At 69.9% G+C, this 22,530-nt stretch carries 23 protein-coding genes; 14 read left to right on the forward strand and 9 right to left on the reverse strand.

The genetic code is table 11. From position 1 onward, the window contains the following. The 4 genes from ACIBX3_RS28815 to ACIBX3_RS28830 form a co-directional block, all read right to left on the reverse strand. Positions 1-1,197 (reverse strand): cytochrome P450, encoded by a 1,197-nt coding sequence (locus ACIBX3_RS28815; protein WP_397122268.1) that lies wholly within the window; start codon positions 1,195-1,197, stop codon positions 1-3. Positions 1,198-1,341: 144 nt separating this feature from the next. Beyond that, positions 1,342-2,184 carry an ABC transporter permease gene (locus ACIBX3_RS28820; RefSeq protein WP_397122270.1) on the reverse strand — a complete coding sequence of 281 codons (843 nt, stop codon included), beginning with the start codon at positions 2,182-2,184 and terminating at the stop codon, positions 1,342-1,344. Beyond that, positions 2,181-3,149, reverse strand: a complete 969-nt coding sequence (locus tag ACIBX3_RS28825) for an ATP-binding cassette domain-containing protein (protein ID WP_397122272.1) — start codon at positions 3,147-3,149, stop codon at positions 2,181-2,183. Before ACIBX3_RS28825 ends, ACIBX3_RS28820 begins: the two co-directional genes overlap by 4 nt. A gap of 10 nt (positions 3,150-3,159) precedes the next feature. Continuing rightward, positions 3,160-3,726 carry an NADPH-dependent FMN reductase gene (locus ACIBX3_RS28830; RefSeq protein ID WP_397122274.1) on the reverse strand — a complete coding sequence of 189 codons (567 nt, stop codon included), beginning with the start codon at positions 3,724-3,726 and terminating at the stop codon, positions 3,160-3,162. 412 nt (positions 3,727-4,138) lie between these two features. Here ACIBX3_RS28830 and ACIBX3_RS28835 point away from each other — a divergent pair, with 412 nt between their 5' ends. After that, positions 4,139-4,576 carry a hypothetical protein gene (locus ACIBX3_RS28835; protein ID WP_397122276.1) on the forward strand — a complete coding sequence of 146 codons (438 nt, stop codon included), beginning with the start codon at positions 4,139-4,141 and terminating at the stop codon, positions 4,574-4,576. Positions 4,577-4,690: 114 nt separating this feature from the next. On the opposite strand, the gene ACIBX3_RS28840 is transcribed toward ACIBX3_RS28835, so the two are convergent. Then, a complete protein-coding gene (locus ACIBX3_RS28840; protein WP_397122278.1) occupies positions 4,691-5,686 on the reverse strand; it encodes a polysaccharide lyase family 1 protein in 996 nt (331 codons plus the stop codon). A gap of 106 nt (positions 5,687-5,792) precedes the next feature. Continuing rightward, a complete protein-coding gene (locus ACIBX3_RS28845) occupies positions 5,793-6,806 on the reverse strand; it encodes a LacI family DNA-binding transcriptional regulator (RefSeq protein ID WP_397122280.1) in 1,014 nt (337 codons plus the stop codon). A gap of 251 nt (positions 6,807-7,057) precedes the next feature. Here ACIBX3_RS28845 and ACIBX3_RS28850 point away from each other — a divergent pair, with 251 nt between their 5' ends. The 6 genes from ACIBX3_RS28850 (at position 7,058) to ACIBX3_RS28875 (ending at position 13,910) form a co-directional block, all read left to right on the forward strand. After that, positions 7,058-7,906, forward strand: a complete 849-nt coding sequence (locus ACIBX3_RS28850; RefSeq protein ID WP_397122282.1) for a carbohydrate ABC transporter permease — start codon at positions 7,058-7,060, stop codon at positions 7,904-7,906. Further along, positions 7,903-8,775: a carbohydrate ABC transporter permease gene (locus ACIBX3_RS28855; RefSeq protein WP_397122284.1), complete on the forward strand. Its 873-nt coding sequence runs from the start codon at positions 7,903-7,905 to the stop codon at positions 8,773-8,775. Before ACIBX3_RS28850 ends, ACIBX3_RS28855 begins: the two co-directional genes overlap by 4 nt. Further along, entirely contained in the window at positions 8,772-10,211 is a 1,440-nt protein-coding gene (locus tag ACIBX3_RS28860) for a glycoside hydrolase 43 family protein (RefSeq protein ID WP_397122286.1), read from the forward strand. Before ACIBX3_RS28855 ends, ACIBX3_RS28860 begins: the two co-directional genes overlap by 4 nt. A 6-nt stretch (positions 10,212-10,217) precedes the next feature. Beyond that, the gene (locus ACIBX3_RS28865; RefSeq protein WP_397122288.1) at positions 10,218-11,519 is read left to right on the forward strand and encodes an ABC transporter substrate-binding protein; all 1,302 of its coding nucleotides are present in this window, start codon (positions 10,218-10,220) and stop codon (positions 11,517-11,519) included. Positions 11,520-11,589: 70 nt separating this feature from the next. Then, the gene (locus ACIBX3_RS28870; RefSeq protein WP_397122290.1) at positions 11,590-12,393 is read left to right on the forward strand and encodes an SAM-dependent methyltransferase; all 804 of its coding nucleotides are present in this window, start codon (positions 11,590-11,592) and stop codon (positions 12,391-12,393) included. Positions 12,394-12,500: 107 nt separating this feature from the next. Next, positions 12,501-13,910 carry a hypothetical protein gene (locus tag ACIBX3_RS28875; RefSeq protein ID WP_397122292.1) on the forward strand — a complete coding sequence of 470 codons (1,410 nt, stop codon included), beginning with the start codon at positions 12,501-12,503 and terminating at the stop codon, positions 13,908-13,910. Between the two features lie 39 nt (positions 13,911-13,949). On the opposite strand, the gene ACIBX3_RS28880 is transcribed toward ACIBX3_RS28875, so the two are convergent. Next, a complete protein-coding gene (locus tag ACIBX3_RS28880) occupies positions 13,950-15,281 on the reverse strand; it encodes an esterase/lipase family protein (RefSeq protein ID WP_397122294.1) in 1,332 nt (443 codons plus the stop codon). A 228-nt stretch (positions 15,282-15,509) separates the two neighbouring features. Here ACIBX3_RS28880 and ACIBX3_RS28885 point away from each other — a divergent pair, with 228 nt between their 5' ends. Further along, the gene (locus tag ACIBX3_RS28885) at positions 15,510-16,844 is read left to right on the forward strand and encodes a trypsin-like peptidase domain-containing protein (protein ID WP_397122296.1); all 1,335 of its coding nucleotides are present in this window, start codon (positions 15,510-15,512) and stop codon (positions 16,842-16,844) included. A gap of 163 nt (positions 16,845-17,007) precedes the next feature. Here ACIBX3_RS28885 and ACIBX3_RS28890 read toward each other — a convergent pair whose 3' ends face one another. Both ACIBX3_RS28890 and ACIBX3_RS28895 read right to left on the reverse strand, forming a co-directional pair. After that, positions 17,008-17,187, reverse strand: a complete 180-nt coding sequence (locus ACIBX3_RS28890) for a helix-turn-helix domain-containing protein (protein ID WP_397122298.1) — start codon at positions 17,185-17,187, stop codon at positions 17,008-17,010. A gap of 14 nt (positions 17,188-17,201) precedes the next feature. After that, entirely contained in the window at positions 17,202-18,380 is a 1,179-nt protein-coding gene (locus ACIBX3_RS28895) for a PucR family transcriptional regulator (RefSeq protein ID WP_397122300.1), read from the reverse strand. Between the two features lie 89 nt (positions 18,381-18,469). Here ACIBX3_RS28895 and ACIBX3_RS28900 point away from each other — a divergent pair, with 89 nt between their 5' ends. The 6 genes from ACIBX3_RS28900 (at position 18,470) to ACIBX3_RS28925 (ending at position 22,388) form a co-directional block, all read left to right on the forward strand. Beyond that, a complete protein-coding gene (locus tag ACIBX3_RS28900; protein ID WP_397122302.1) occupies positions 18,470-19,621 on the forward strand; it encodes a lactate 2-monooxygenase in 1,152 nt (383 codons plus the stop codon). After that, positions 19,618-20,400: a class II aldolase/adducin family protein gene (locus tag ACIBX3_RS28905; RefSeq protein ID WP_397122304.1), complete on the forward strand. Its 783-nt coding sequence runs from the start codon at positions 19,618-19,620 to the stop codon at positions 20,398-20,400. Before ACIBX3_RS28900 ends, ACIBX3_RS28905 begins: the two co-directional genes overlap by 4 nt. A 266-nt stretch (positions 20,401-20,666) precedes the next feature. After that, complete coding sequence (locus ACIBX3_RS28910) at positions 20,667-21,125, forward strand: Hsp20/alpha crystallin family protein (RefSeq protein ID WP_397122306.1); 459 nt, start codon at positions 20,667-20,669, stop codon at positions 21,123-21,125. 21 nt (positions 21,126-21,146) lie between these two features. Next, positions 21,147-21,716 carry a hypothetical protein gene (locus ACIBX3_RS28915; RefSeq protein WP_397122308.1) on the forward strand — a complete coding sequence of 190 codons (570 nt, stop codon included), beginning with the start codon at positions 21,147-21,149 and terminating at the stop codon, positions 21,714-21,716. A gap of 6 nt (positions 21,717-21,722) precedes the next feature. Further along, entirely contained in the window at positions 21,723-22,073 is a 351-nt protein-coding gene (locus tag ACIBX3_RS28920) for a hypothetical protein (protein ID WP_397122310.1), read from the forward strand. A gap of 39 nt (positions 22,074-22,112) precedes the next feature. Next, the gene (locus tag ACIBX3_RS28925) at positions 22,113-22,388 is read left to right on the forward strand and encodes a hypothetical protein (RefSeq protein WP_397122312.1); all 276 of its coding nucleotides are present in this window, start codon (positions 22,113-22,115) and stop codon (positions 22,386-22,388) included. Positions 22,389-22,530: the final 142 nt, after the last annotated feature.

Here is a 22,530-nt window from a genome sequence, read left to right on the forward strand (position 1 = left end):
CTACCAGGCCACCTCCAGCGAGGACAGGCCGTACACGGCGAAGAACGAGCGGAACTGCGGCTCGGCGTCCGTCAGGCGCAGCCCGGGGAAGCGCTCGAACAGCGCGGGGAAGGCCATCTTCAGCTCCATGCGGGCGAGCGGGGCGCCCAGGCAGTGGTGTACGCCGTGACCGAAGGCGACATGCCCGGGCCCGCCGCGCGCCACATCGAGCGTGTCCGCGTCCGGGAGAAGCCCCGGGTCGCGGTTGGCCGCGGGCAGGGCACAGATCACCAGGTCGCCGGGCGCGATCGTCCGGCCGCCGAGCTCGACCTCCGTCGTGGCGACCTTCGTCGTGCCGGAGTGCACGATGCTGAGCCAGCGCAGCAGCTCCTCCACGGCGCCGTCGATCCGCTCGGGCTCCTTCTTGAGGAGGTCGAGCTGCTCGGGGTGGCGCAGCAGGGCGAGCGTGCCCAGGGCGAGCATGTTGGAGGTGGTCTCGTGCCCCGCGAACAGCAGCAGGCTGCCGATGCCGATCAGCTCGTCGGTGGTCAGGTCGTCGCCGTGCTCGCGTACCAGCATGCCGAGCAGGTCGTCGCCCGGGTCGGCCTGGATGCGCCGGACCAGGGCTTCCATGTACATCCGGGCCTCGAACTGCAGGCCCACCCGCTCCTCGGCGGGCACCGTCATGTCCAGCATCCGGCTGGTGCGGTGCTGGAAGCCCGCGCGGTCCTCGTACGGGACGCCGAGCAGCTCGCAGATCACCAGCGACGGGATCGGCAGCGCGAACGACGACACCAGGTCCGCCGGCGACCCGGAGGCCTCCATCGCGTCCAGGTGGTCGTCGATGATGCGCTTGACCCGCGGCTCCATCCGGCGCATCCGCCGGAGCGTGAACTCGGGGGTGAGCATGCGCCGCAGCCGCGTGTGCTCGGGCGGGTCCACGCCCAGCAGGTTGCCCGCGTTGAGCTTGGCGAGCTGCTCCGCGGTCATCTCGGGCGCTCCGGGCAGCCGCGCGAGGGTCTGCGGCGCGATCTTGAACCGCTCGGCGTCGCCCAGCACCTCGCGAACGTCCGCGTACCGGGTCACGAGCCAGGCGTCCAGGCCGTGTGCCGTCGTGATGCGCGTGACCCCCTCCTCTTCACGCGCCGCAGCCAGCTCTGGAGCCGGGTCGAACTCCACCCGCCGCATGTGCAGCGGCATCGCCGAGGACTCGGTCATAGGGAACCCCTAGAAGATCGTCGTTGGTGGCGTAAACGGTAACAATCCAGGGGTGCCGGCTCTAGAGCGATCTTCAACAGATGTGAGGTGAGATCATGATTGTTGTGGCGCCCGCCCGCTCCGGGCAGGCGGCCGCCGATCCTTCTACTTGCGGTTGTACAACCGCATCGTCAGCGTCCCGAACACCGCGATGAGCACGCCCGCCGACGCCAGCACCCACGTGATCTCCCCGACGTCCGGTGCGCCGCGCATCAGCGACCGTACGGCGCTCACCAGATGGGTGATCGGGCTCGCGTTCACAAATACCTGGAGCCAGCCCGGCATCGTGGACGGATCGACGTAGACGTTGCTCAGGAAGGTCAGCGGCATCAGCACCAGCATGCTGACGCCCATCACCGACTTCTCGCTCCGCATCAGCAGCCCGAACATCGTCCACAGCCAGGAGAACGCGAACGAGAAGGCGAGCAGGATGAGGATCCCGCCGGCCACCCCGGCGATCCCGCCCTCCGGGCGGAAGCCCAGGAGCAGGCCGACCAGCAGGATCACGATCGAGGCGAGCGTGTAACGCAGCAGATCGCCCAGCAGGTAGCCGACCATGGTCGAGGGACGCCAGATCGGCAGCGTGCGGAAGCGGTCGAAGACGCCCTTCTCGATGTCCTTGTTCACCTCCACGCCGGTGTACATGGTGATCATCACGACGCTCGTCACCATGATGCCCGGCAGCAGGAACTGCAGGTACTCGGTGGGCGAGCCGGCCAGCGCGCCGCCGAACAGGTACGTGAACATCAGCGTCATCATCAGCGGGAACGCGGTCACGTCGAAGAGCTGCTCGGGCACATGCTTGATCTTCAACATCGCCCGCCAGGCGAACGTGACCGACGCCGACCAGGCGCTCGGCCGCGGCGGTTTCGCCCCCGGCGCCAGGACCGTGCTCAAGGCCTCGGCCGCGGGCGCGTACGTGGTGCCGCTCTCGGTCGTCGTGCTCATGCTGCCGCCTCCTCGGTGGCGCGGTGGTCGGTGAGGGCCAGGAAGACCTCGTCCAGGCTGGGCTGGCCGAGGGAGAAGTCGTCGACGACGATGCCGGCGTCCGCGAGCCGGCCGAGGGCGCGCGAGGCCTGCTGGGCCTCGTTGCCGCCGCTCGTGACGCGGGCGGTGAGCGCCACCGGATCGGCCTCCAGGTAGACGGGGGCGTCCAGCGTCTCGGCGAGCAGGCGCTCGGCGTCCGGGCGGGTGGCCGGGTCGCGCAGCCGTACGTGGATCGAGCCCGAGCCGACGGACGACTTCAGCTCGCCGGGGGTGCCCTCGGCGATGACCTTGCCGTGGTCGATGACCGCGATGCGGCTCGCGAGCCGGTCGGCCTCCTCCAGGTACTGGGTGGTGAGCAGCACGGTCGTGCCGTGGGCGACGACGATGCGGACGATGTCCCAGACGTTGTTGCGGCTGCGCGGGTCGAGCCCGGTGGTCGGCTCGTCGAGGAAGAGCACATCAGGCGTGTTGAGGATGCTGGCGGCGATGTCGATCCGCCGCCGCATGCCGCCCGAGTACGTCTTGACCTGCCGCCCCGCGGCCTCCGTCAGCCCGAACGCCTCCAGCAACTCCGCGGCCCGCTCCCTGGCGGCCGGCTTGCGATGGCCGAGCAGGCGGGCGAGCAGGATGAGGTTCTCGGCGCCGGTCATCTCCTCGTCCACGGAGGCGTACTGGCCGGTCAGACTCACCCGGCTGCGTACGGCGTCCGCCTCGCGCACCACGTCGTGCCCGAACACGGTCGCCTGGCCGCCGTCCGGTCGCAGCAGCGTGGCCAGCATGCGGACCGCGGTGGTCTTGCCCGCGCCGTTGGGGCCGAGCACGCCGTACACGGCGCCGACCGGCACCTTGAGGTCGAGGCCGTCGACGGCCCGGGTCTTGCCGAAGGTTTTGACCAGTCCTGAGGTTTCTATCGCCAGTTCTCGCATGGCCTTCCTTTCAAGAGACGTACGGGTGGGCGCGGCGGGCGTCCCGCAACGCCCGGCCCCACCAGGTGAGCTGGTCGAGCATGGCCGTGATGGCGCGCAGGCGGTCGTCGGTGTCGCGGGGCCGCCCGCATCCCTCGAAGCCCCGGCCGAGCAGGTCGAGCCCCACCCAGTCGCGCACGGTCACGGCGTGCAGGGCGCAGAAGACGGTGCGGAGCTGCTCGACCGCGTACATGCCGGAGGAGCCCGACCCGTAGGACACGAACCCGACCGGCTTGGCCTGCCACTCGTCATAGGCGAAGTCGATCGCCTGCTTGAGCGAGGCGGGGAAGCTGCGGTTGTACTCGGGAGTGACCACGACGAACGCTTCGGCGGCGCCGATCGAGGCGGCGAAGCCGCACATGGCCGGGGTCGCCTCCTGCGGATATGAGCCGGGGAAGGCGTAGCCGGCCAGGTCGAGAACCTCGACCGCGAGGTCCTCGCGGCAGCGGGCCCGCTCGGCGAACCACTGCCCGACGGCGTCGCAGACGCGGCCGGCCCTGGTGCTACCGATGATCACCGCTACCCGCAACGGGCTCATGGCCGTCCCTCCCTTCTGCGCCGTCACCTGTCAGGCGCTAGAACGCCCGCTAGATCGGATCTAGCGGGCGGGCAAGGGGGTCCGGGCGCCCGGCCCGGCAGACCTGGCACCCGGCCCGGGTTGTGCATGAGGAACATGTGCATGGTCGTGACGAAGGCGGCCGAGGATCCTGAGAGCGAATCCGATGAGACGCTGAGAATCATCTAAGAGAAATGATGTGTTGCAGATCACCGATCCCAGGTCAGGGCCGCTGTCTGCACTTATCCGATACATAGATTCGTGACAGGCGGCTCTTAGATTCGATCTGCAGAGTGTTCGGCGTGGGGATGACCTTCGGGGCTGAATTCAGATGTTCGGCCGGGTCCGTCCCGGGATTGGATTCTCACCAGTGCGCTTCGCCAAGCCTCTCACCGTGACCCTCGTCAGCGCGGCCCTGATCGCCCTGCCCTTCTCGGGCGCGGCACTCGCCGACACGCCCAAGCCGCGGCCCACGGTGACGATCGAAGCCCCGCAGCCGACGCTCGTGGACGCCACCGCGAAGGACCGGAGAGTCCCGCTCACGGTGGAGGTCAACCCGAGGCGCGTGCGGGCCGGCGCCTCGTACGAGGTGACGATCACCGCGAAGGGCGGCCGCTCGGGCACGGCGCTCGTGACGAGCCCCGAGGGCAAGACCTATCGCGTCGCCCTGTCCGACGGCCGCGCCACCAAGACCCTGACCGTGCCGGCCAAGACCAAGCCCGGCAGCAAGACCGTGAGCGTCAAGGTGGGCAACAAGGTCGCCACAGCCTCCTTCACCGTGGTCGGCGGCAAGCACGACAAGCGCGACGACCACCGCCACGACGGCCGGTAACGATCGCAAGCCTCCCCGCCGAGCGTCGGCGCCCTGGTCCTCTCCCCTGTGACCGGCGCTCGGCGGGGATCATCGCCCGGCTCCAGCGACTGCAGGCCGTCGAAGGGGGCGGGCTCAGACGCCGATGTTGGCCTGCGGTCCCGCGTACGTCCTGAGCAGGGACGGGACGCCGGAGGCGGGGTCGAGTGCGTACGAGTAGAACGACGACGGGTTGAACGCCGAGCCGTTGGTCGTCTGTTTGCCCCGGCAGTTGACCAGGATGCTGCCGCTCTGGCGGAGCTGGGCGGCGGAGTCGTGGTAGTAGGGGTCCTTCACGTTGTCGTAATAGGAATTCTCGATCACCATCCTCGTCGCGCCGCGCGAGTAGTTGCCGTAGCCGGTGACGTTCTGCAGGTAGTTGTTGTACAGGTGCGCGTAGGCGACGTTGTCCGTGCTGGGGTTGCGCGAGTTCGTGTCGCGGATCCAGTTGTGGTGGATGGTCATGCGCGAGGTGACGTTGCTGGTCCAGCCGATGCCGAACGACTTGTTGTTCTCGGCGAGCACGTTCCAGGACACGGTCAGGTGCGTGGTGTCCTTACGGCTGTCGATCAGGCCGTCGTTCATCCGGGCGATGTGGTTGTGGTCGATCCAGACGTGGTCGGCGGTGTCGAGCTGGATGCCGTCGTAGTCGTAGGCGTCGTCGCCGGGGTCGTCGTCGGCCATGCGGGTGTCGCGGATGGTGAGGTTGCGGATGATCACGTTCTTCACGCCCGCGCCGACGAAGAAGCCGCCGTTGACGATGTGGCCCGAGGTGCCCACGCCGACGATGGTCTTGTTGGACTGGACGCGGATCTCGGTCCCGTACGGGGTGATCGGGATGGCCCTGCTGACCTTGATCACGTACGGGGTGCTCGACGTGGCGTAGCGGACCAGGTCGGCCTGGTTGGTGACGGTCACGGTCGGGCCGGCCGCGCCGCCGGTGGTGCCGTTCACGCCGTTGGCGTTCAGCGAGGCGAACCCGTCGGCCACGTTGGGCCAGGTCCGCAGGGCCGCGCTCTGCGCCGGCGGCGCCCAGGACACCAGTGTGGCGATCGCGAGCGCCGTCGCGCCCGCCGTTGTGCGCATGGACATCTGCGCTCTCCTTCCTCTCGGCCCCCGAGGAAGCGTCACCTCCACTATGTATGTCAAGTAAACAAACTAAAGGAAGTCGGAAATCCGCAGGTGGCGCCTGAAAGTTTCACGCCGGCGCCGTGCTGAACCGCACGACCAGCGCCGTGGGCAGCTCGGTACGCGCCGCCGGCTCGCCGGAGAGCAGTGCGGTCAGGGCGGCGGAGCCCAGCTCGGGCCAGGGCTGGCGGACGGTCGTCAGCGCCGGCGTGACGTGCTCGGCCGCCCACGAGTCGTCGTACCCGACCACGCTCACGTCGTCGGGCACGCGGTGCCCGCGCTCGCCGAGCGCCTGGTAGACCCCGATGGCCATCGAGTCCGAGCAGGCGAAGACCGCGGTCGGCGGCTCGGGAAGCGTGTCGAGCAGCCGCCGGGTGGCCCGCAGGGCGTCCTCGGTCTGGAAGTAGCCGCACACCTCCCACCGCGGGTCAACCGGCAGCCCGGCCGCGGCCATGGCCTCGCGGTAGCCGGCCAGCCGCTCGGCCGCGCACGGGACTCCGGGGCGTCCGGTGACGATGGCGATGCGCTCGTGCCCGAGGCCGATGAGGTGGTCGGTGGCGACCCCGGCCCCGGCCCGGTTGGCCGAGACGACGACCGGCACGCCCTGCGGTGGCTTGCGGCGCGGGTCCACCAACACCGCCGGGATCCCCCGGTCGGCCAGCCATGCCCGCTGCGTGCCGGTTGGCCACGTGCGCACCAGCAACACGCCCGCGCTGTCGCGGGCGCTGATCCGGTCCAGCCAGGCGGACGGCGGCTGGCCGTTCTTGGTGCGGTCGACCACGGCCGAGACCACCAGGTCCACGCCCAGCCGCCAGGCCGCGTCCTCCACGCCACCGAGGATGGCCAGCGCGTACACCGAGTCCAGGCCCTGCAGCATGACGTCGACCAGGCTGCCGCGCGCCGGCTTGACGCGCTGTCTGGGGTAGCCGCGGCGCTCCAGCACCTCGGCGACCAGGCGGCGGGTGCGCGCGGAGACGTCGGCTCTGCCGTTGAGCGCTTTGGAAACGGTTGCGACGGACACGCCGGCCTCGCGGGCGATCACCGACAGCTTGGGCAGCGGTGGGGGCTGGTGTTCGGCCGTCATGCCCTCCACTTTCCTCCGCCCTCCCCGCAAAAGGCCAGGCCATCGGCCCCGAAAATTTCGAGATTTCGGCATTTGCCCTGCTAGTGGCGTCCGGCGCGTTCATGTGCCATTGACGTTGCGCACCGGCTAACGCAACGTTTCCTGCAACCGATTGCACCCCTGTGCCCCCGAAGGAGTCGTGCACGTTGGCCGTCGTCCCGGCGCGTCCGCCCAGCTCGAAGCCACGCCGAAGCGGAACGTGGACGCCCTACGTGCTGATCGCCCCGTCGTTGATCGCGATGCTCGCGTTCCTCGTCTACCCGATGGGCAGCGTGATCTACTACAGCGTCCAGCGCTACAACGTGACCAAGCCGTGGGACAACGGTTTCGCCGGGCTGGAGAACTTCCGCAGGCTGCTGCTGGAGGATCCGATCTTCTGGCAGAGTCTCGGCTTCAGCCTGCGGTGGGTGGTCGTCGAGGTCGTGCTGCAGTTCGTGCTCGGACTGGCGCTGGCGCTGATCGTCAATGAGAGTTTCGTCGGCCGGGCGTTGTCGCGGGCGCTGGTGTTCTCGCCGTGGGCGGTGTCGGGGGTGCTGACCACGGCGATCTGGGTGCTGCTGTACAACCCGTTCACCGGGGTGTCGCGCTATCTGGCCGACCTGGGGTTGATGGAGTACGGCGCGGCGCCGCTGGCCAACCCCGGCACCGTGTTCTGGGCGGCGGTCCTGGCCGAGTTGTGGCGCGGGGTGCCATTCTTCGCGATCTTGCTGCTGGCCGACCTGCAGTCGGTGTCGAAGGAGTTGTACGAGGCCGCCGCGGTGGACGGCGCGGGCCGGTTGCGCCGGTTCCTGCACATCACGCTGCCGCACCTGCGGGACGCGATCATCTTGTCCACGCTGCTGCGCTCGGTGTGGGAGTTCAACAACGTCGACCTGCTCTACACCCTCACCGGCGGCGGCCCGGCGCACCAGACGACCACGCTGCCGCTGTACGTGGCCGCGCTGGCCGCCCAGTCGCACGACTTCGGCTACGCCACCGCGCTGACCACGGTGGCGTTCCTGATCCTGACCTTCTTCTCCATCGCCTACCTGCGGCTGAGCAAGTTCGGAGCGAAGTCATGACCCTGGTGAGCGAGCGCCCGGCGGCGACCCGGCCGCGGCAGGTCACGCCGGCGAGCAGAGCGAACCGGGTGTCGCGGTGGCAGATCTACGTGCCCTTGGGCCTGTACCTGCTGTTCACGCTGGTGCCGTTCTACTGGATGCTGGTCTTCGCGTTCCGGCCGACCGGCTCCATGGCGATCGTGCCGTGGCCGATCACGTTCGAGCACTTCGACGCGGTCTGGAACGGGATGGGGTTCGCGGTCTTCTTCCGCAACAGCCTGCTGGTGGGGATCGCCTCGCTGATCGCCACCACGGTGGTGGCGCTGGCCGGCGGGTACGCGCTGGCCCGCTACAACTTCCGGGGCAAGGCCGCGTTCATGGTCGGGATGTTGTGCACGCAGTTCATCCCCGGCGCCCTGATGATCATCCCGTTGTTCGAGATCTTCCGCACGCTGTCGCTGACCAACTCGCTGTGGAGCCTGGTCATCGCCGAGACGGTCTTCCAACTGCCGCTGTCGCTGGTCCTGATCAGCGGCTTCATCAGGAACATCCCGCAGGAACTGGAGCAGGCGGCCTGGGTGGACGGCTGCTCGCGGCTGCGCGGCTTCCTGGCGATCGTGCTGCCGCTGCTGCGCCCGGCGCTGGTGGCGGTCGGCTCGTTCGCCTTCATCCACAGCTGGAACAACTTCCTTTTCGCTCTCATGTTCATCAACGACCAGGAGAAGTTCACCGTGCCCGTGGGCCTGGCCTACAACCTCGGCGAGAACAGCGTCGACTTCGGCGCGCTCGCCGCCGGCGGCGTGGTCGCCGCACTGCCCGTCGTCATCGTCTTCGCCTTCATCCAGCGCTACCTGGTGCAGGGGCTGTCGGCCGGGGCGGTGAAGGGATGACCAGTGAAGAGATGGCGGGCACCTACCGCAACCCGGTGCTGAACGCCGACTGGTCCGACCCCGACGTGATCCGTGTCGGCGAGGACTTCTACCTGACCGTCTCCACCTTCACCAAGGTGCCGGGGTTGCCGATCCTGCACTCACGTGACCTGGTCAACTGGACGATCATCGGGCACGCCGTGACCAGCGGCTATGACGACGTGCGGCCCGGCTGCGGGGTGTGGGCGCCGTCGCTGCGGCACCACGACGGCCGGTTCTGGATCTTCTACGGCGACCCCGATGTCGGCATCTGCCAGGTCAACGCCGTCGATCCGGGCGGGCGATGGAGCGAGCCGCACGTGGTCAAACCAGGTCTGGGGCTGATCGACCCGTGCCCGCTGTGGGATGAGGACGGGCAGGCCTACCTCGTGCACGGCTGGGCCAGGAGCCGCGCCGGCGTCAACAACCGGCTCACCCTGCACCGCATGGCGCCCGACGCCCGCGAGGTGCTCGACGAGGGCACGCTGATCATCGACGCCGACCTGCTGCCGGGCTACCGGACGCTGGAGGGCCCCAAGCTGTACAAACGCGACGGCACTTATTGGATCTTCGCGCCGGCGGGCGGGGTCGAGCAGGGCTGGCAGTCGGTGTTCCGGGCGGAGTCGATCTTCGGCCCGTACGAGGACCGCATCGTGCTGGCGCAGGGGAGCACCGACGTCAACGGCCCGCACCAGGGCGGCTGGGTGGACACGGCGTCCGGCGAGCACTGGTTCATGCACTTCCAGGACCGCGGCCCCTACGGCCGGGTCACGCACCTGCAGCCCATGACATGGGGCGAGGACGGCTGGCCACTGATGGGTGACGAGGGCGAACCCGTCGCCGAGGCCCCGATGCCCGTGCCCGGCGGCACGCCGAGCGCGCCCGCGACCTCCGACGACTTCTCCGGGCCCGCGCTCGGGCTGCAGTGGAGCTGGCAGGCCAACCCCGACCCGTCCTGGTGGGAACTGCGCGACGGCACCCTCCGGCTGGCCTGCGTGCCCGGACCCGACGACCTCAGAGACCGCCCCGCCGTGCTCGGCCAGCGGCTGCCCGGCGACCCCTGCACGGTCACCACCACCCTCACCCTGGAGGGCGAGGGCCGGGCGGGACTGGTCGTCCTCGGCGACACCTACGCCTACGCCGGGCTGACGGGCACGCCGGACGGGCCCGTCCTGGTGTGCGGGGACGCCGAGCCCATCTCCGTCGAGCCGGGCAAGCCGGTCACCATCGGGGCGCGGATCGGCCCCGGCGCGGTCGTCACGTTCCTGGCCGACACCGGCGCCGGCCTCGCCGCGGTCGGCGCGCCCTTCCAGGCCACGCAGGGCCGGTGGGTCGGCGCGGTGCTCGGCCTGTTCGCCACGGGGGACGGCACCGGCCAGGCGATCTTCGACGCGTTCACCGTGGACATCGAAAGGTAGAAGCCCATGACACGACGTGCTGTGCCGGCCGCATCGGCAACGGTGCTCCTGGCCGTGGCCGTGCTGGCCGGATGCGGGTCCGACGGCGGGGGCTCCGGCGGCAAGACCGAGATCACGTTCTGGGACACCAACGCCGGGCCGGCCCGCACGCCGATCTGGCAGCACGCCATCGCGGAGTTCGAGAAGGTCAACCCGACCATCAAGGTCAAGTACGTGGGCATCCCGATCGCGCAGGCGCCCCAGAAGATCGACACGGCGATCGCCGGCGGTGGCACGCCGGACGTGGCCGACGTGGCCACGTCCGGGCTGGGCAACCTGGTGGCGCAGAAGGCACTGGAGCCGGTGGACCAGCGCATCGCCGCCAATCCGGCGCTGAACGGCAAGTTCAACCAGGCGCTGCTGACGACCGTCAAGAACGTCGTGCCGGACGGCAAGACGTACATCATCCCGCTGTCCACCAACGCGGGCGCGTTCTGGTACCGCAAGGACTGGTTCAAGGAGGCGGGGCTGGAGCCGCCGAAGACCTGGACGGAGTTCTTCACGGCCGTGGACAAGCTGACCGATGCGAAGCAGAACCGGTTCGGCTTCACCATCCGGGGCGGCGCCGGCTCGATCGCCCAGATGCTGGAGGTCGTCTACGGGCAGTCGGCGGTCACGGAGTTCTTCGACGCCTCCGGCAAGGCCACGATCAACGACCCGCGCAACGTGACGGCGCTGGAGAAGTACGCCGGGCTGTACAAGAAGAACACGCCCGAAGGCGACCTGCAGAACGACTACGTCAAGATGGTCGCCCAGTTCGACACCGCCGGCAGCGTCGCCGTCATGCAGCACAACCTGGGCTCCTACCAGGACCACATGAAGGCGCTCGGCCCCGAGAAGGTGGCCTCCTTCTCCGTGCCCAAGTCCGACTCCGGCACCCAGGCCGTGCTGTCCAACCCGGTCAGCGGCGTCGGAGTCTTCTCCGCGAGCGAGAACAAGGAGGCTGCGTTCAAGCTGGCGGAGTTCTTCGCCTCGAAGGAGATGGACGGCTACATCGCCGAGAAGAGCGGCGTCATCCCGGCCAACACCGATGTGCAGGGCACCCAGGCTCCGCACATCACCGAGGCCCAGCGGGTGCTCAACGACCCGGCCACCAAGGTCGTGCAGATGCCCTACCACCTGCCGGAGTTCAACGAGATCACCAAGACCTGGGCGGAGCCGCTGTTCCAGAAGGTGCTGCTGGGCGAGCTCAGCGCCAAGGACTTCCTGGACCAGTTCGCGGCCAAGCTGACCGAGGCGCAGGCCGGCTACAAGAAGAGGCACGGCTGACGGCCCCGGAAGACGGAGGCCTTTTGCGGACCGCCGCTCATAGATCGGCGGATGCATTTACGATCACATCGTGTCCTTTGACCCCCACACCCCTAATCTCGCCCGCATGTACGACTACATGCTTGGCGGGAAGGACAACCTCGCCGTCGACCGCGAGGCGGCCGACCAACTCGCCCAGCACATCCCCGACGCCGTGCCGCTGGCCAAGGCCAACCGCGCCTTCCTGCAGCGCGCGGTGCGGCACCTGGCCGCGGCCGGCATACGGCAGTTCCTGGACCTCGGCAGCGGCCTGCCGACCCAGGGCAATGTGCACGAGGTCGTCCGCGACATCTCGCCCGACGCCAAGGTGGTCTATGTCGACCACGACCCCGTCGTCGCCGCGCACGCCAGGGCGCTGCTGGAGGAGCAGGGCCGCGTCGCCTTCGCCCAGGCCGACCTGCTGCGCCCCAGGGAACTGCTGGCCATGCCCGAGGTCACGGGCCTGCTCGACCTGTCCGAGCCCGTCGCCGTCCTGCTGGTGTCGATCCTGCACTTCGTCCAGGACGCCGACGACCCGCAGGGCATGGTGAAGATCCTGCGCGACGCGCTGGCGCCGGGCAGCTACCTGGTGCTCACCCACGGCGTGTGGACCCTGGGCAACGAGGAGAAGGAGGAGGCGGAAGAACGCGCCAGGGACGTCTACCGCGGATCCTCCACCCGCGGGGCCGCAGGCCGCAGTGCGGAGGAGATCCGAGCGTTCTTCGGCGACTTCGAGCTGGTCGAGCCCGGCCTCGTGCGGGTCACCGACTGGCGGCCGGACGAAGAGCCGCTGATCGGCGATGCGCCGTTGTCCGGCTACCTGCTGGCGGGCGTGGCCAGGAAACCGCTCGGATAGGACCTTTACCCGCCACAGCCCCTAACCTTCGCGTAGTCATGCGAACACGCATAGTTACTATGTGTCAGGTTCGCGCATCTACGCATCGCAAACGCAGGGGGCTGGAAATGACGGACGAGACCAGGGCCGACAGGATAGACGCCGCCGAGATCGGCACGGAGGCCGAGGAACCGCTGCTGCACGCCCAGGACGACCCGGTGGCCGCCGCCGCGGTGGACCTGGCCGTCGAGACCGAGCTGCTGGAGGAAGACGACCTGGCAGACCGGGCGGCCGCCGAGGGTGAATGGCTGGCCGCCAAGCGGGAGAGCGAGCGCCAGATCGCCGAGCTGGACTCCAGGGACCAGGACCGCGTACGCCGGCTCCAGGCCGAGCTGCGTGCCCTGGGCGCCGAGGTCTGGCCGGTCGGCTGGTGGTGGGGCTTCGAGATCCAGCTCAACGAGACCGCGGCGGTGCGGTCCGCCGAGATCTCGGCGCTGATCGGGGAGACCGCGGGCGTCGTGCTCGGCGGCTGGCTGACGCCGATCGTCGAGTGGTCGGCGAAGAACCGGGCCGGCTGGATCGCCTCGGTCGGCCGCCCGCACGGCGCCAGGCTGATCGCGCCCTGGACCGCGCCCGCCACGCTCGTCCCGGCCGGCCTGGCCGGTCAGCCGGCCGGGGACGCCAGGCTGTGGTGGGCGGTCTACGAGCCGAGCGAGGGCTGGAGCGACGATCAGAGGTTCCTCGACCACTTCACCGCGTCGGGGCCGGCCGTCGCCGAATACCGTGACCGGCTGTACGTCGCGCACCGCGGCACCGACGGCGACTCCTCCCTGTGGTGGACGGCCTACGACGCGGAGCAGGGCTGGAGCGAGGACCAGCGGTTCCCCAAGCACTTCAGCACGAGTGCCCCGGCGCTGGCGGCGTACAACGGGCAGCTCTACTGCGTGCACCGGGGCAGCGCCGACGACAGCCTGTGGTGGACCCGGTGGGACGGCTCCAAGTGGAGCCCGGACGCCAAGCTGCCGAGGCACTTCAGCGCGAGCAGCCCGGCGCTGGCGGCGTACGACGGGCAGCTCTACTGCGTGCACCGGGGCAGCGCCGACGACAGCCTGTGGTGGACTGTCTGGGACGGCGCCAAGTGGGGCCCCGACCAGCGCTTCCCCGGCCACTCCAGCCGGTCGAACCCGGCGCTCGCGGTGTTCAGGGGCCACCTCTACTGCGTGCACCGCGGCTCGGCCGACGACACCTCCCTGTGGTGGACGCGTTGGGACGGCAGCGACTGGAGCGCCGACCAGCGGCTGCCCGGCCACTTCGCCGCCGAGGGCCCGGCGCTGACCGTGTACAAGGACCGGCTCTACTGCGTGCATCGCGGGGCGTCGGAGCAGAGCCTGTGGTGGGCCTCCTTCGACGGCTCCACCTGGAGCGCGGACGAGCGGCTGCCCGCCCACTACAGCGCCGAGGCTCCCGCCGTCATCGCCTACCGCGACAAGAACGCCACCCGCGACCAGCTCCTGGTCGTGCACCGGGGCACCCGCTGAAGGCAGGGTGCCGGCTCGGGCCGAGCCGGCACCCTTCGCTCACCAACCGGCCAGCTGTGCCACGAACCACTCCACCAGCGCCTTCGAGACGGCGCCGTGCGGGTGGTTGCCGGTGTCGCAGCAGAACGCGTCGAGGAACGTCTCGTCCTTGGGCAGCTCGCGCAGGTCGGTGTACAGGTCCGAGTGCCACTGGCGCGGGTCCCTGGCCAGCGCGATCGCGCTGACCGACGGGACGAAGCAGGTGCCGCGGAAGCGGCCTCGGATCGGCAGCCCCATCGCGTCGGCGACCCGGCCGAACGCGTCCAAGGTGCCGCCGGGCGCCCCGTCGAACGCGGCCACGTACGACGTCGCGCTCGTCCACACCGGCTCACCGAAGCCGATCGCGCCGACGTTGCGCAGCTCGCCCATGTCCGGCTGGATCCTGGCGACCAGCCGCAGCGGCCCCTCGTCCAGGTCGAGCACCGGGGTCCCGGGCTTCAGATCCGCCCCGAGGCCGTCGCCGGTCCCGTTGGTCAGACCCAGCTTGTACGGCCGCATCGGGAACCAGCCCACCTTGCGCAGGTCGTCGAGGAAGTCCCTGCGCAAGCTGGAGGCGGTCACCTGCCCCGAGTAACTCTCGCTCTCGACCCACCCCCACAGCAGCTGCTGCGCCGCCGGGCTGCGGATCAGCTCCGCCTGCCCGGCCCCGTCGTGACGCGGTTGCAGTGCCTCGTGGAGGTAGGCGAGCTGCTGGAGCACCAGCGGGATCCAGGCGCCGAGGTGCGGGGTGTCGTACGAGAAGTACTTGTCGGTCTGGTGGTCCACACGCTCGCTCTCCATGCGTGCCAGCGCGTACCTGGTGACCAGGCCTCCCATGCTGACCCCGCCCACGATCAGCGGGCTGTCGCCGCGCCGCTCGGCCAGTGCCCGCTGCACGCAGGCGACCGCCACGCCGGCGTTGGCCTGGATGTACGCCTGCCGCTGGTCGAACCCCAGCAGCACGACGTCGATCCCCATCGCCCGCAGCTGGTCGAGGAGTCCGGGGACGCCCTTCTCGTACGGGGCGTTGAAGTGCCGCCACATCGAGGTCAAGTCACTGGGCCCGTAGTTGAAGCCGTCGGCGAAGATCAGCGGCCGGGTCAGCGCGGAGTGGCCCTCCGCCAGGTAGACGCCTGCCCGGCCGGTCGCGATGTGTCCCAGATGCGGCTTGTCGCCCACCAGCTCCCACACGAAGTCGGGCCTGGCCGCCTCGCCCACGCGGACGGGCGGGGTGGCGAACCAGACCCCGGGGTCGCCGAGCGCGCTCGCGACCCGCTGGACCTGTTCCTGGGTCAGGCTGCTGTCGACGGTCCTGGCGTTGATCTCGACGTCGATCCTCGGCTCCTGTGCCATGGTCGATCCCCTCCCACCTGGCACTTACTGTGCTCACTACTCGTGATCACTCACAGTAATAGAGCAGGTGGGAGGGGTGGCGACGACGCGCGTGCCGGGTTCGCGGGCGGCCGCGCCCGGGCGTGATGTTCCATCCCGTGACATTCCCTGTATGTGGCTTATAAGCAGAATTCCAGCGGGCCGCCGCACACTCCGGTCACGGGTAACCGACAGAGACGGAGTGTGATCATGCGTAAGCCGGTACTGCGGTCAATGGTGATGACGGGCGCGATCCTGGCAGGGGCCACGGTCGCTCAGGGAAACGCGCTGGCCGATGGAGCGAAACAGACCTCGAAACCGGGTGATGTGGCGATCGGCACGCGGCTGGCGGCGCGGAGCGACCCCGCGGTGGTCCTGATCGAGCTGAAGTACACCGGGACCGTGGTCGTGCCCTTACCACGCCGTACCAAGGCGTTCGACGCGCTGACCGTCAAGGCCCGCCGGCACGCGAAGGCCGGGCGCATCCCGTCCGACCGGCAGAGCCAGATCAAGTGGATCCTGCGTACGGCCGCGTCGGACGTCGGGCGCTACCTGAAGCCGGGCGAGAAGAAGGTCGACTTCAAGAACCGGAGCTTCGGCGGCTACTGCACCGGTTGGTGGATCACGCCGAACGGATACATGGTGACCGGCGCGCACTGCGTGTCCACGCCGAAGGCGGTCGTGCGCCAAGGGTTCGGCAACATCGTGCTGCCCGGCGTCAACGCCGAGGAGGTCAAGGGCTACCTCAAGAGCATCGCGGGCGTGGCCCAGCCCGACGACGAGATGGTCAAGCTGGCCGGGGCGGTGTTCGGCGGGTTCAACACCAGGAACATGCGGGTGATCGGCGTCCGGAGCAAGATCGGCGTCGTGCGCGCGCTGCCCGGGGGCGGGATGGACGCCACCTCCAAGGTCACCCCGCTGCGGAGGGTGGCCCAGGGCCGGACCTACCCGGGCGAGGACTTCGCCCTGCTGAAGATGAACGGCGCCGGGAACCTGCCCACCGTGCCGCTCGGCGACGACGCCGACGTGCAGGTGGGCGACGAGCTCTACATCAACGGGTTCCCCGGGGTCATCACCAACAGCCCGATCTTCAACCCCAGGTCGAAGTTGTACCCGGCGCTGACCCAGGGCGCCTTCAACGCCAGGCGCACGACGATCGCGGGGGTGCCGTACATCCAGGCGCAGGCGCCGTCGTACGGGGGCAACTCGGGCGGCCCGGTGTTGGACGAGCGCGGCAGGGTCGTCGGCACGCTGATCGCGGGCCCGGGGAACGACGCGATGGAGAACCAGAGCTACATCCTGCCCGTGGGCATCATCAAGAAGCACCTGGCCACCGCGGGGGTCAGACCGGTGCAGTCGCGGACGTCGCGGATCTACAACTCCGCTCTCGACGACTTCTTCGCCCGGCGGTACCGGGCGGCGCTGCCGAAGTTCCGGCAGGTGCGCGAGCTGTACCCGGCGCATCCGTACGTCACCACGTACATCCGCGACACCCGCAAGGCCATCGCCGCGGGCCAGGACAAGACGCCCAAGAACGCGGCGTGACGGTCCAGCCCCCGCCGTAGAGGTGGAGGCGGGACACTGGGAAGCGGGTTTCAGCAGGTGGCCGACATGATCGCCGTCTTGGCCTCCGGGAAGCCGAGTACGGGTGCAACCTGGTCGGCATCGCCGGCCGTTTCGGCCGCGTCGAGGATGGAGACGCCTTGTCTTACGCCGGTGTGGCCGCCGTTCTCCGGTAGCGGGCAGGGCTGATGCCGTACCTGGTCCTGAAGGCTCGGGAGAAATGTGACGGGTCCTTGAACCCGACCGGGCGCGGTATCTGCAGGACCACCGAGCGGAACCGTTCGCCGAACCGGAAGATGTACGGCTTGGTGCTGTCGTCCAGCATGAGGTCGAAGGCGTCTATGCCCAGGTGAGTGCGCTGTTTTGGTATGTCGAAGTCGACATACCAGGCGAGCGGTTGATGATCGCTGCTCGGAGGCGGACGGTTTCCAGGGCGAGAAACAGTTCGGCCGCCTCGCGTGGGTGGTGGACGGAGCGGCCGGTGAGCGTCTCCAGGCGGCCGAGGCGGTAGCGGACTGTGTTGCGGTGGCAGAAGAGGATCTCGGCGGCTCGGCCCGTCGAACCGCCCATGGCGAACCAGGCGTGGGCGGTGGCGAGCAGGGTGTCGCGGTCGCCGGCGGGCAGCGCGAGCAGCCTGCCGAGGACCCGGCGGGCCAGATCGTCCGCGGTCTCAGGGCTGCTGGCGATCAAGGTGGCGACCGGGCGGTCGCCGTAGGTGGAGACGCCTTCGTCGCCGGGCGGGACGGCGGCCAGCGCCAGCCGGGCCAGCCGCAGGGCCGAGGCGGTCTGGGAGATCTGGTCGTAGGCGGGGCTGACGCCGAAGCGGCCACCCTGGAGCGGAGGGAACGGGGTGGCGTCGGGCAGGGACAGTACGGCCAGCCGCTCGGTGGGCAGGTGGCGCCAGACCGCGCCGGGCGGGAGTTCGGCGGTGACCTCGGCGGCGATGGCGTGGAAGCGGCCCCTGGTGGGCAGGCCGAGCGCGTCGGCGCTCTCCCGGATCCGTACCGGGTCCGTGCCGAGGAGGGCGTCGAAGAGCAGGTCGCGGTCGAGCCTGGCGCGCAGGTCACGCTCGGCCTCGGCCTCGCGGTAAGCCGTGCGGATGGCCTCCGACAACTGCTCCAGGCCGAGCCACAACTCGCTCGCGCTCTCGATGAGGACCGCGTGCTCGGCGACGCCGGCCTCGGCGACGAAGCTCTCCCACAGGAACTGGGTGCCGACACGGTAGCTGTGCAGCAGCGCGGCCAGGGGCACGCCCCGGTGCGCGCGGCGGCGCGCGTTTGCCTGCGTGGACTCGGTCGACATCGCTGAGCCGTCCGCCAGGTGGGTGAGCGTCATCCGCAACTGCTCGGCGCAGACCGCGGCCAGATCCTCTGGCGGCACCACCGCCAGGTCCGCCTCTGCCGCCCGCACCCGCCGGGCCAGCTCCTCGGCAAGCTCGTCCGTCCTGTCCAGCAGCCGGGCACTCAACGCCGCGAACCGTGGCTCGGCAGATGAGGGTGGCACGATCGGCTCGGTCACGTTCTGATTGTGCCAGTGCACAATCCAACGAACGGGATTCGGTCTCGGTGGACGTTGATATGGGGCAGCCAGGCAGACACGCTGGACCGGTGGCTTACTCCGACTTCCAGCTCGAGATCTACCTGAACGGGCTCGCCGATGTGCTCCCGCCGTACTCGGTGGATGTGACCAAGCTGCAGGCGGCCGCCCGCGACCTGCTGGACGACGGGGCCTACTGGTACGTGGCGGGCTCCGCGGGCAGCGGTGACACCGCCGCGGCCAACTGCGCCGCGTTCGGGCGGCACCGGATCGTCCCCAGGATGCTGCGCGATGCGACCGAGCGGGACCTGACCACCGAGTTGTTCGGCCGCACCTACCCAGCCCCGCTGGCGCTGGCCCCGATCGGCGTGCAGTCGATCGTGCACCCGTACGGCGAGCTGGCCACCGCACGCGCCGCCGCCTCGCTCGGCATCCCGGCGGTCCTGAGCACCGCCTCCTCCCACACGCTGGAGGAGGTGGCCGAGGCCGGGGGTCCCCGTTGGTACCAGCTCTACTGGCCGCACGACGACGAGGTCACGCTGAGCCTGCTGGAGCGCGCCCGCAAGGGCGGCTACGACACCCTGGTCGTCACCCTCGACACCTGGACGCTGGCCTGGCGTCCCAACGACCTCGACCGCGCCTACCTGCCATTCCTGCGCGGCACCGGCCTGGCGATCCCGCTGTCCGACCCGGTCTTCCGGTCCAGGCTGGCCGAACCGGTCGAGGAAGACCTCAATGCGGCGATCATGACCTGGGCGCCGATGTTCAACGGCCGTGCGCACACCTGGGACCAGCTCCCGCTGCTGCGTGACAACTGGGACGGCCCGATCGTCCTCAAGGGCATCCAGCACCCCGACGACGCCCGCCGCGCCGCCGACGCGGGGATGGACGGCGTCGTCGTCTCCAACCACGGCGGCCGTCAGATCGACGGCGCCCTGGCCTCGCTGGACGCGCTGCCCGGAGTCGCCGCGGCGGTGGGCGATCGGCTGACCGTGCTGTTCGACTCCGGGATCCGCACAGGGGCCGACATCTTCAAGGCCCTCGCCCTCGGAGCGCGTGCCGTACTGCTCGGCCGCCCCTACGTCTGGGGGCTGGCCTGTGGTGGCGAGGACGGGGTGCGGCACGTGGTCCGGAGCCTGCTCGCCGAACTCGACCTCACGCTGGGCCTGGCGGGTTTCCGCTCCCCGGCCGGCCTCGATCCCTCAGTGCTGGAGGCACGATGAACCTGGATCCGATCCCCACCGAACAGCTCACCTTCCGGCTTCCCGAGAAGTTCGACAACGTGGAGGACGAGCGCCGCCACCGCCAGGAGCGCCTGGTCGCCGCGCTGCGGCTGTTCGGCAGGTTCGGCTTCGAGGAGGGCGTGGCCGGGCACATCACCGCCCGCGATCCCGAGCACACCGACCACTTCTGGGTCAATCCGTTCGGCATGAGTTTCAAGCACATCAAGGTGAGCGACCTGATCCTGGTCAACCACCAGGGCCAGGTCGTCCACGGCAAGTACCACGTCAACCAGGCGGCCTTCGCGATCCACGCGATGATTCATCAGGCTCGCCCCGACGCGGTCGCCGCCGCCCACTCCCACTCGGTGTACGGCAAGGCGCTCTCCTCGCTCGGCACCTTGCTGGAGCCGCTGACCCAGGACGCCTGCGCCTTCTACGAGGACCATGGCCTGTTCGACGACTACACCGGCGTGGTGATGGAGACCGAGGAGGGCCGCAGGATCGCCCATGCCCTCGGCTCGCACAAGGCGGTCATCCTCCGCAACCACGGCCTGCTGACCGTGGGTGACTCGGTTGACGCCGCCGCCTGGTGGTTCATCACGATGGAGCGCTCGTGCCAGGCCCAGTTGCTGGCCAAGGCCGCGGGCGAGACCGTCTCCATCGACCATGACCAGGCCAAGCTCACCCACGGGCAGATCGGCGACGACCTCGTCGGCTGGATCAGCTTCCAGCCCCTCTACGACCAGATCCTCCGCTCCGACCCCGACATGTTCCACTGATCGGCCGCGCGCGGCTGGACACCACGGCGGGCACGTTCGACTGGACCGATCCCCGCGTGGCCGCCCTGCCGCTGCTGTCGGAGGCCAATGGCAGCCGGGAACAGGGTCAGGAGGTATCCGAGGGGTTCGTCAACGTTGAAACGCTGTTCACCAGAGTGTCAGGAAACGCCGTTTCGCCGCATTTGGGGATCGACGCCGGGGTAGGGGCGCGATGAGTCGCACGAGCAGGGCGATCAGGTTCCGGTAAGTCACGGAGGTAAGCGGCAATGGCACTGCCTATCAGGCGTAACAGGGCACCGGTGCAGTGGAGCGGCACCTGGCCGAGCCGGTCATGGGACCCCTTCACGGAGTTCCAGCAGTTGTGGGATCAAATGGGCCGGCTGTTCGAGCAGAGCGCTGAGATCGACGCCACCGGCTGGCGGCCCGTCGCCGAGACCGAGGAGACGTCCGACGCGTACCTGGTCCGCGCCGAGCTGCCCGGGCTCAAGAGGGACGACATCCAGGTCGAGATCGACGGCAACGAGCTGTGCGTGTCGGGGGAGATCAACGAGGAGGAGAAGGAGAACATGCTCCGGCGGCGTACCGGCAAGTTCGTCTACCGGACGATCCTGCCGAGCGACGCCGACACGGACAAGATCGGCGGCGAGCTGAGCGACGGCGTGCTGACCGTACGCGTGCCGAAGACCGAGCGGGGCCGCTCCCGCCGCATCCAGATCAAGGGCTGACCGGCGGCGAGGGGGAGGCGCATGCCCGGGACCCAGGCGTTCTGGATCGACGCCGCGCACGAGGGCACGCAGGCGCGGTACGGGGAGCAACTCCGCAGGTGGCGGCACGCGTTCGCGGCGGCGGAAGGGGAAACGGGCGCGGGCGGGATCACGCTCGATCCGCTGCACTTCGCGCTGGGCGCGTGGGAGGTGGCCACCCGCCCGATGGCCGAATCGCCGTACGTACGCTGCCACCCCCGCGTGCTCGATGCGACCTGCCACCGCCCGGAGGAGACGCGCGGCCCGCTGGCCGTGGTCGAGCTCGCCGTCCCGGCCCCGGTGCCGCTCCCCGGCGGCTGGTCGACCTGGCAGCGGCAGGACGATGACGAGCCGGCCTACATCGCGCCGCCGTACGAGCGGCGGACCGCGCTGACCACGCTGGAACTGCGGGTGCCGCTGGCGGCCGACCGCCTGCCGACGCCCACCCACGCGCGGGCCGACGGGCTGCCCAACCTGGACGACGCCCAGGCGTCGCTGGAGGCGCTGGTCAGCGAGCTGAACGACATCGTCACGCCCTTCCTGCGCGAGCTTGACGCCGCCGAGCCGAGGTGACATCCGATGAACAGGCCGAACGAGGACCCGGACGACGAGTTCTTCGCTCCAGTGCTGCGCGACCCGCCGCCGGCCGGGTCAGAGGAGGTCAGCGACACCGGGGTGCCCGGCGTGGCCGGCGCCGGCCGGGGAAAGTGGGCGAAGTCGCCGCCGCCGTCCGCCGCGCTCGGCGTGCGCCTGCTGGCGGGCGGCCTCGGCCTGCTCGCCGGGGTGGTCCTGGCCGTGCTGGCGCTGCTGGCCGGGCGGCCGCTGCTGGCGATCCCGCCCGCCGTCGTGGCGCTGGGGGCGGCGGCGTATCTGGTCGTGTTCGGGGTGCGGCGGGCCCGCTCGGACGGCGGCCCGCCGACCTTCGGGTGACCTCCGGTTTCAGGTCGGCGGGCCGGGTAGGAGGCCCGCATGAAGAACGACCCGCGAGGAGCGATAACCCGGCTCGTCGACCGCGAATGCGTCCGCCGGTTGCTCACCTCCGAGGACGACGACGCCACGCTGGTCTTCGTCCGCGGTGACTGCCTGGTCCTTCCGGCCGCCGAGGTGGACGACGCCCACAAGGGGCTGGTCATCGCCCGCCGCGACGAGCTGACGGTCCGGCTCCCGGAGGACGGCCTGACCGACCAGGTCCTTGATGACCTGGCGCACCGGCTGGACAACGTCGTCCGGGATCTGGGCGCCTGACGCCCGCGGCAGGCGGTGGTCTGCTCGGGGCTCACTGACACAGCGCCGCGTCGAGGGCGGCGTTGACGCCTTCGGCCGCCTTCTTGGAGGTGGGGAGGTACCGGCTCCGGCGTCCTTCCCGCTCGATCTAGCCTCGGGGCCG

This window comes from Nonomuraea sp. NPDC049480, assembly GCF_044465905.1.
GTDB lineage: Bacteria > Actinomycetota > Actinomycetes > Streptosporangiales > Streptosporangiaceae > Nonomuraea.

Excerpts from the sequence above, each read along its gene's own strand:
- ACIBX3_RS28885 (WP_397122296.1), top strand. The coding sequence starts at position 15,510 with ATGCGTAAGCCGGTACTGCGGTCAATGGTGATGACGGGCGCGATCCTG.
- ACIBX3_RS28915 (WP_397122308.1), top strand. The coding sequence starts at position 21,147 with ATGCCCGGGACCCAGGCGTTCTGGATCGACGCCGCGCACGAGGGCACG.
- ACIBX3_RS28815 (WP_397122268.1), bottom strand. The coding sequence starts at position 1,197 with ATGACCGAGTCCTCGGCGATGCCGCTGCACATGCGGCGGGTGGAGTTC.
- ACIBX3_RS28840 (WP_397122278.1), bottom strand. The coding sequence starts at position 5,686 with ATGTCCATGCGCACAACGGCGGGCGCGACGGCGCTCGCGATCGCCACA.
- ACIBX3_RS28820 (WP_397122270.1), bottom strand. The coding sequence starts at position 2,184 with ATGAGCACGACGACCGAGAGCGGCACCACGTACGCGCCCGCGGCCGAG.
- ACIBX3_RS28875 (WP_397122292.1), top strand. The coding sequence starts at position 12,501 with ATGACGGACGAGACCAGGGCCGACAGGATAGACGCCGCCGAGATCGGC.
- ACIBX3_RS28860 (WP_397122286.1), top strand. The coding sequence starts at position 8,772 with ATGACCAGTGAAGAGATGGCGGGCACCTACCGCAACCCGGTGCTGAAC.
- ACIBX3_RS28880 (WP_397122294.1), bottom strand. The coding sequence starts at position 15,281 with ATGGCACAGGAGCCGAGGATCGACGTCGAGATCAACGCCAGGACCGTC.
- ACIBX3_RS28845 (WP_397122280.1), bottom strand. The coding sequence starts at position 6,806 with ATGACGGCCGAACACCAGCCCCCACCGCTGCCCAAGCTGTCGGTGATC.
- ACIBX3_RS28910 (WP_397122306.1), top strand. The coding sequence starts at position 20,667 with ATGGCACTGCCTATCAGGCGTAACAGGGCACCGGTGCAGTGGAGCGGC.
- ACIBX3_RS28925 (WP_397122312.1), top strand. The coding sequence starts at position 22,113 with ATGAAGAACGACCCGCGAGGAGCGATAACCCGGCTCGTCGACCGCGAA.
- ACIBX3_RS28920 (WP_397122310.1), top strand. The coding sequence starts at position 21,723 with ATGAACAGGCCGAACGAGGACCCGGACGACGAGTTCTTCGCTCCAGTG.
- ACIBX3_RS28855 (WP_397122284.1), top strand. The coding sequence starts at position 7,903 with ATGACCCTGGTGAGCGAGCGCCCGGCGGCGACCCGGCCGCGGCAGGTC.
- ACIBX3_RS28830 (WP_397122274.1), bottom strand. The coding sequence starts at position 3,726 with ATGAGCCCGTTGCGGGTAGCGGTGATCATCGGTAGCACCAGGGCCGGC.
- ACIBX3_RS28905 (WP_397122304.1), top strand. The coding sequence starts at position 19,618 with ATGAACCTGGATCCGATCCCCACCGAACAGCTCACCTTCCGGCTTCCC.
- ACIBX3_RS28865 (WP_397122288.1), top strand. The coding sequence starts at position 10,218 with ATGACACGACGTGCTGTGCCGGCCGCATCGGCAACGGTGCTCCTGGCC.
- ACIBX3_RS28890 (WP_397122298.1), bottom strand. The coding sequence starts at position 17,187 with ATGCTGGACGACAGCACCAAGCCGTACATCTTCCGGTTCGGCGAACGG.
- ACIBX3_RS28825 (WP_397122272.1), bottom strand. The coding sequence starts at position 3,149 with ATGCGAGAACTGGCGATAGAAACCTCAGGACTGGTCAAAACCTTCGGC.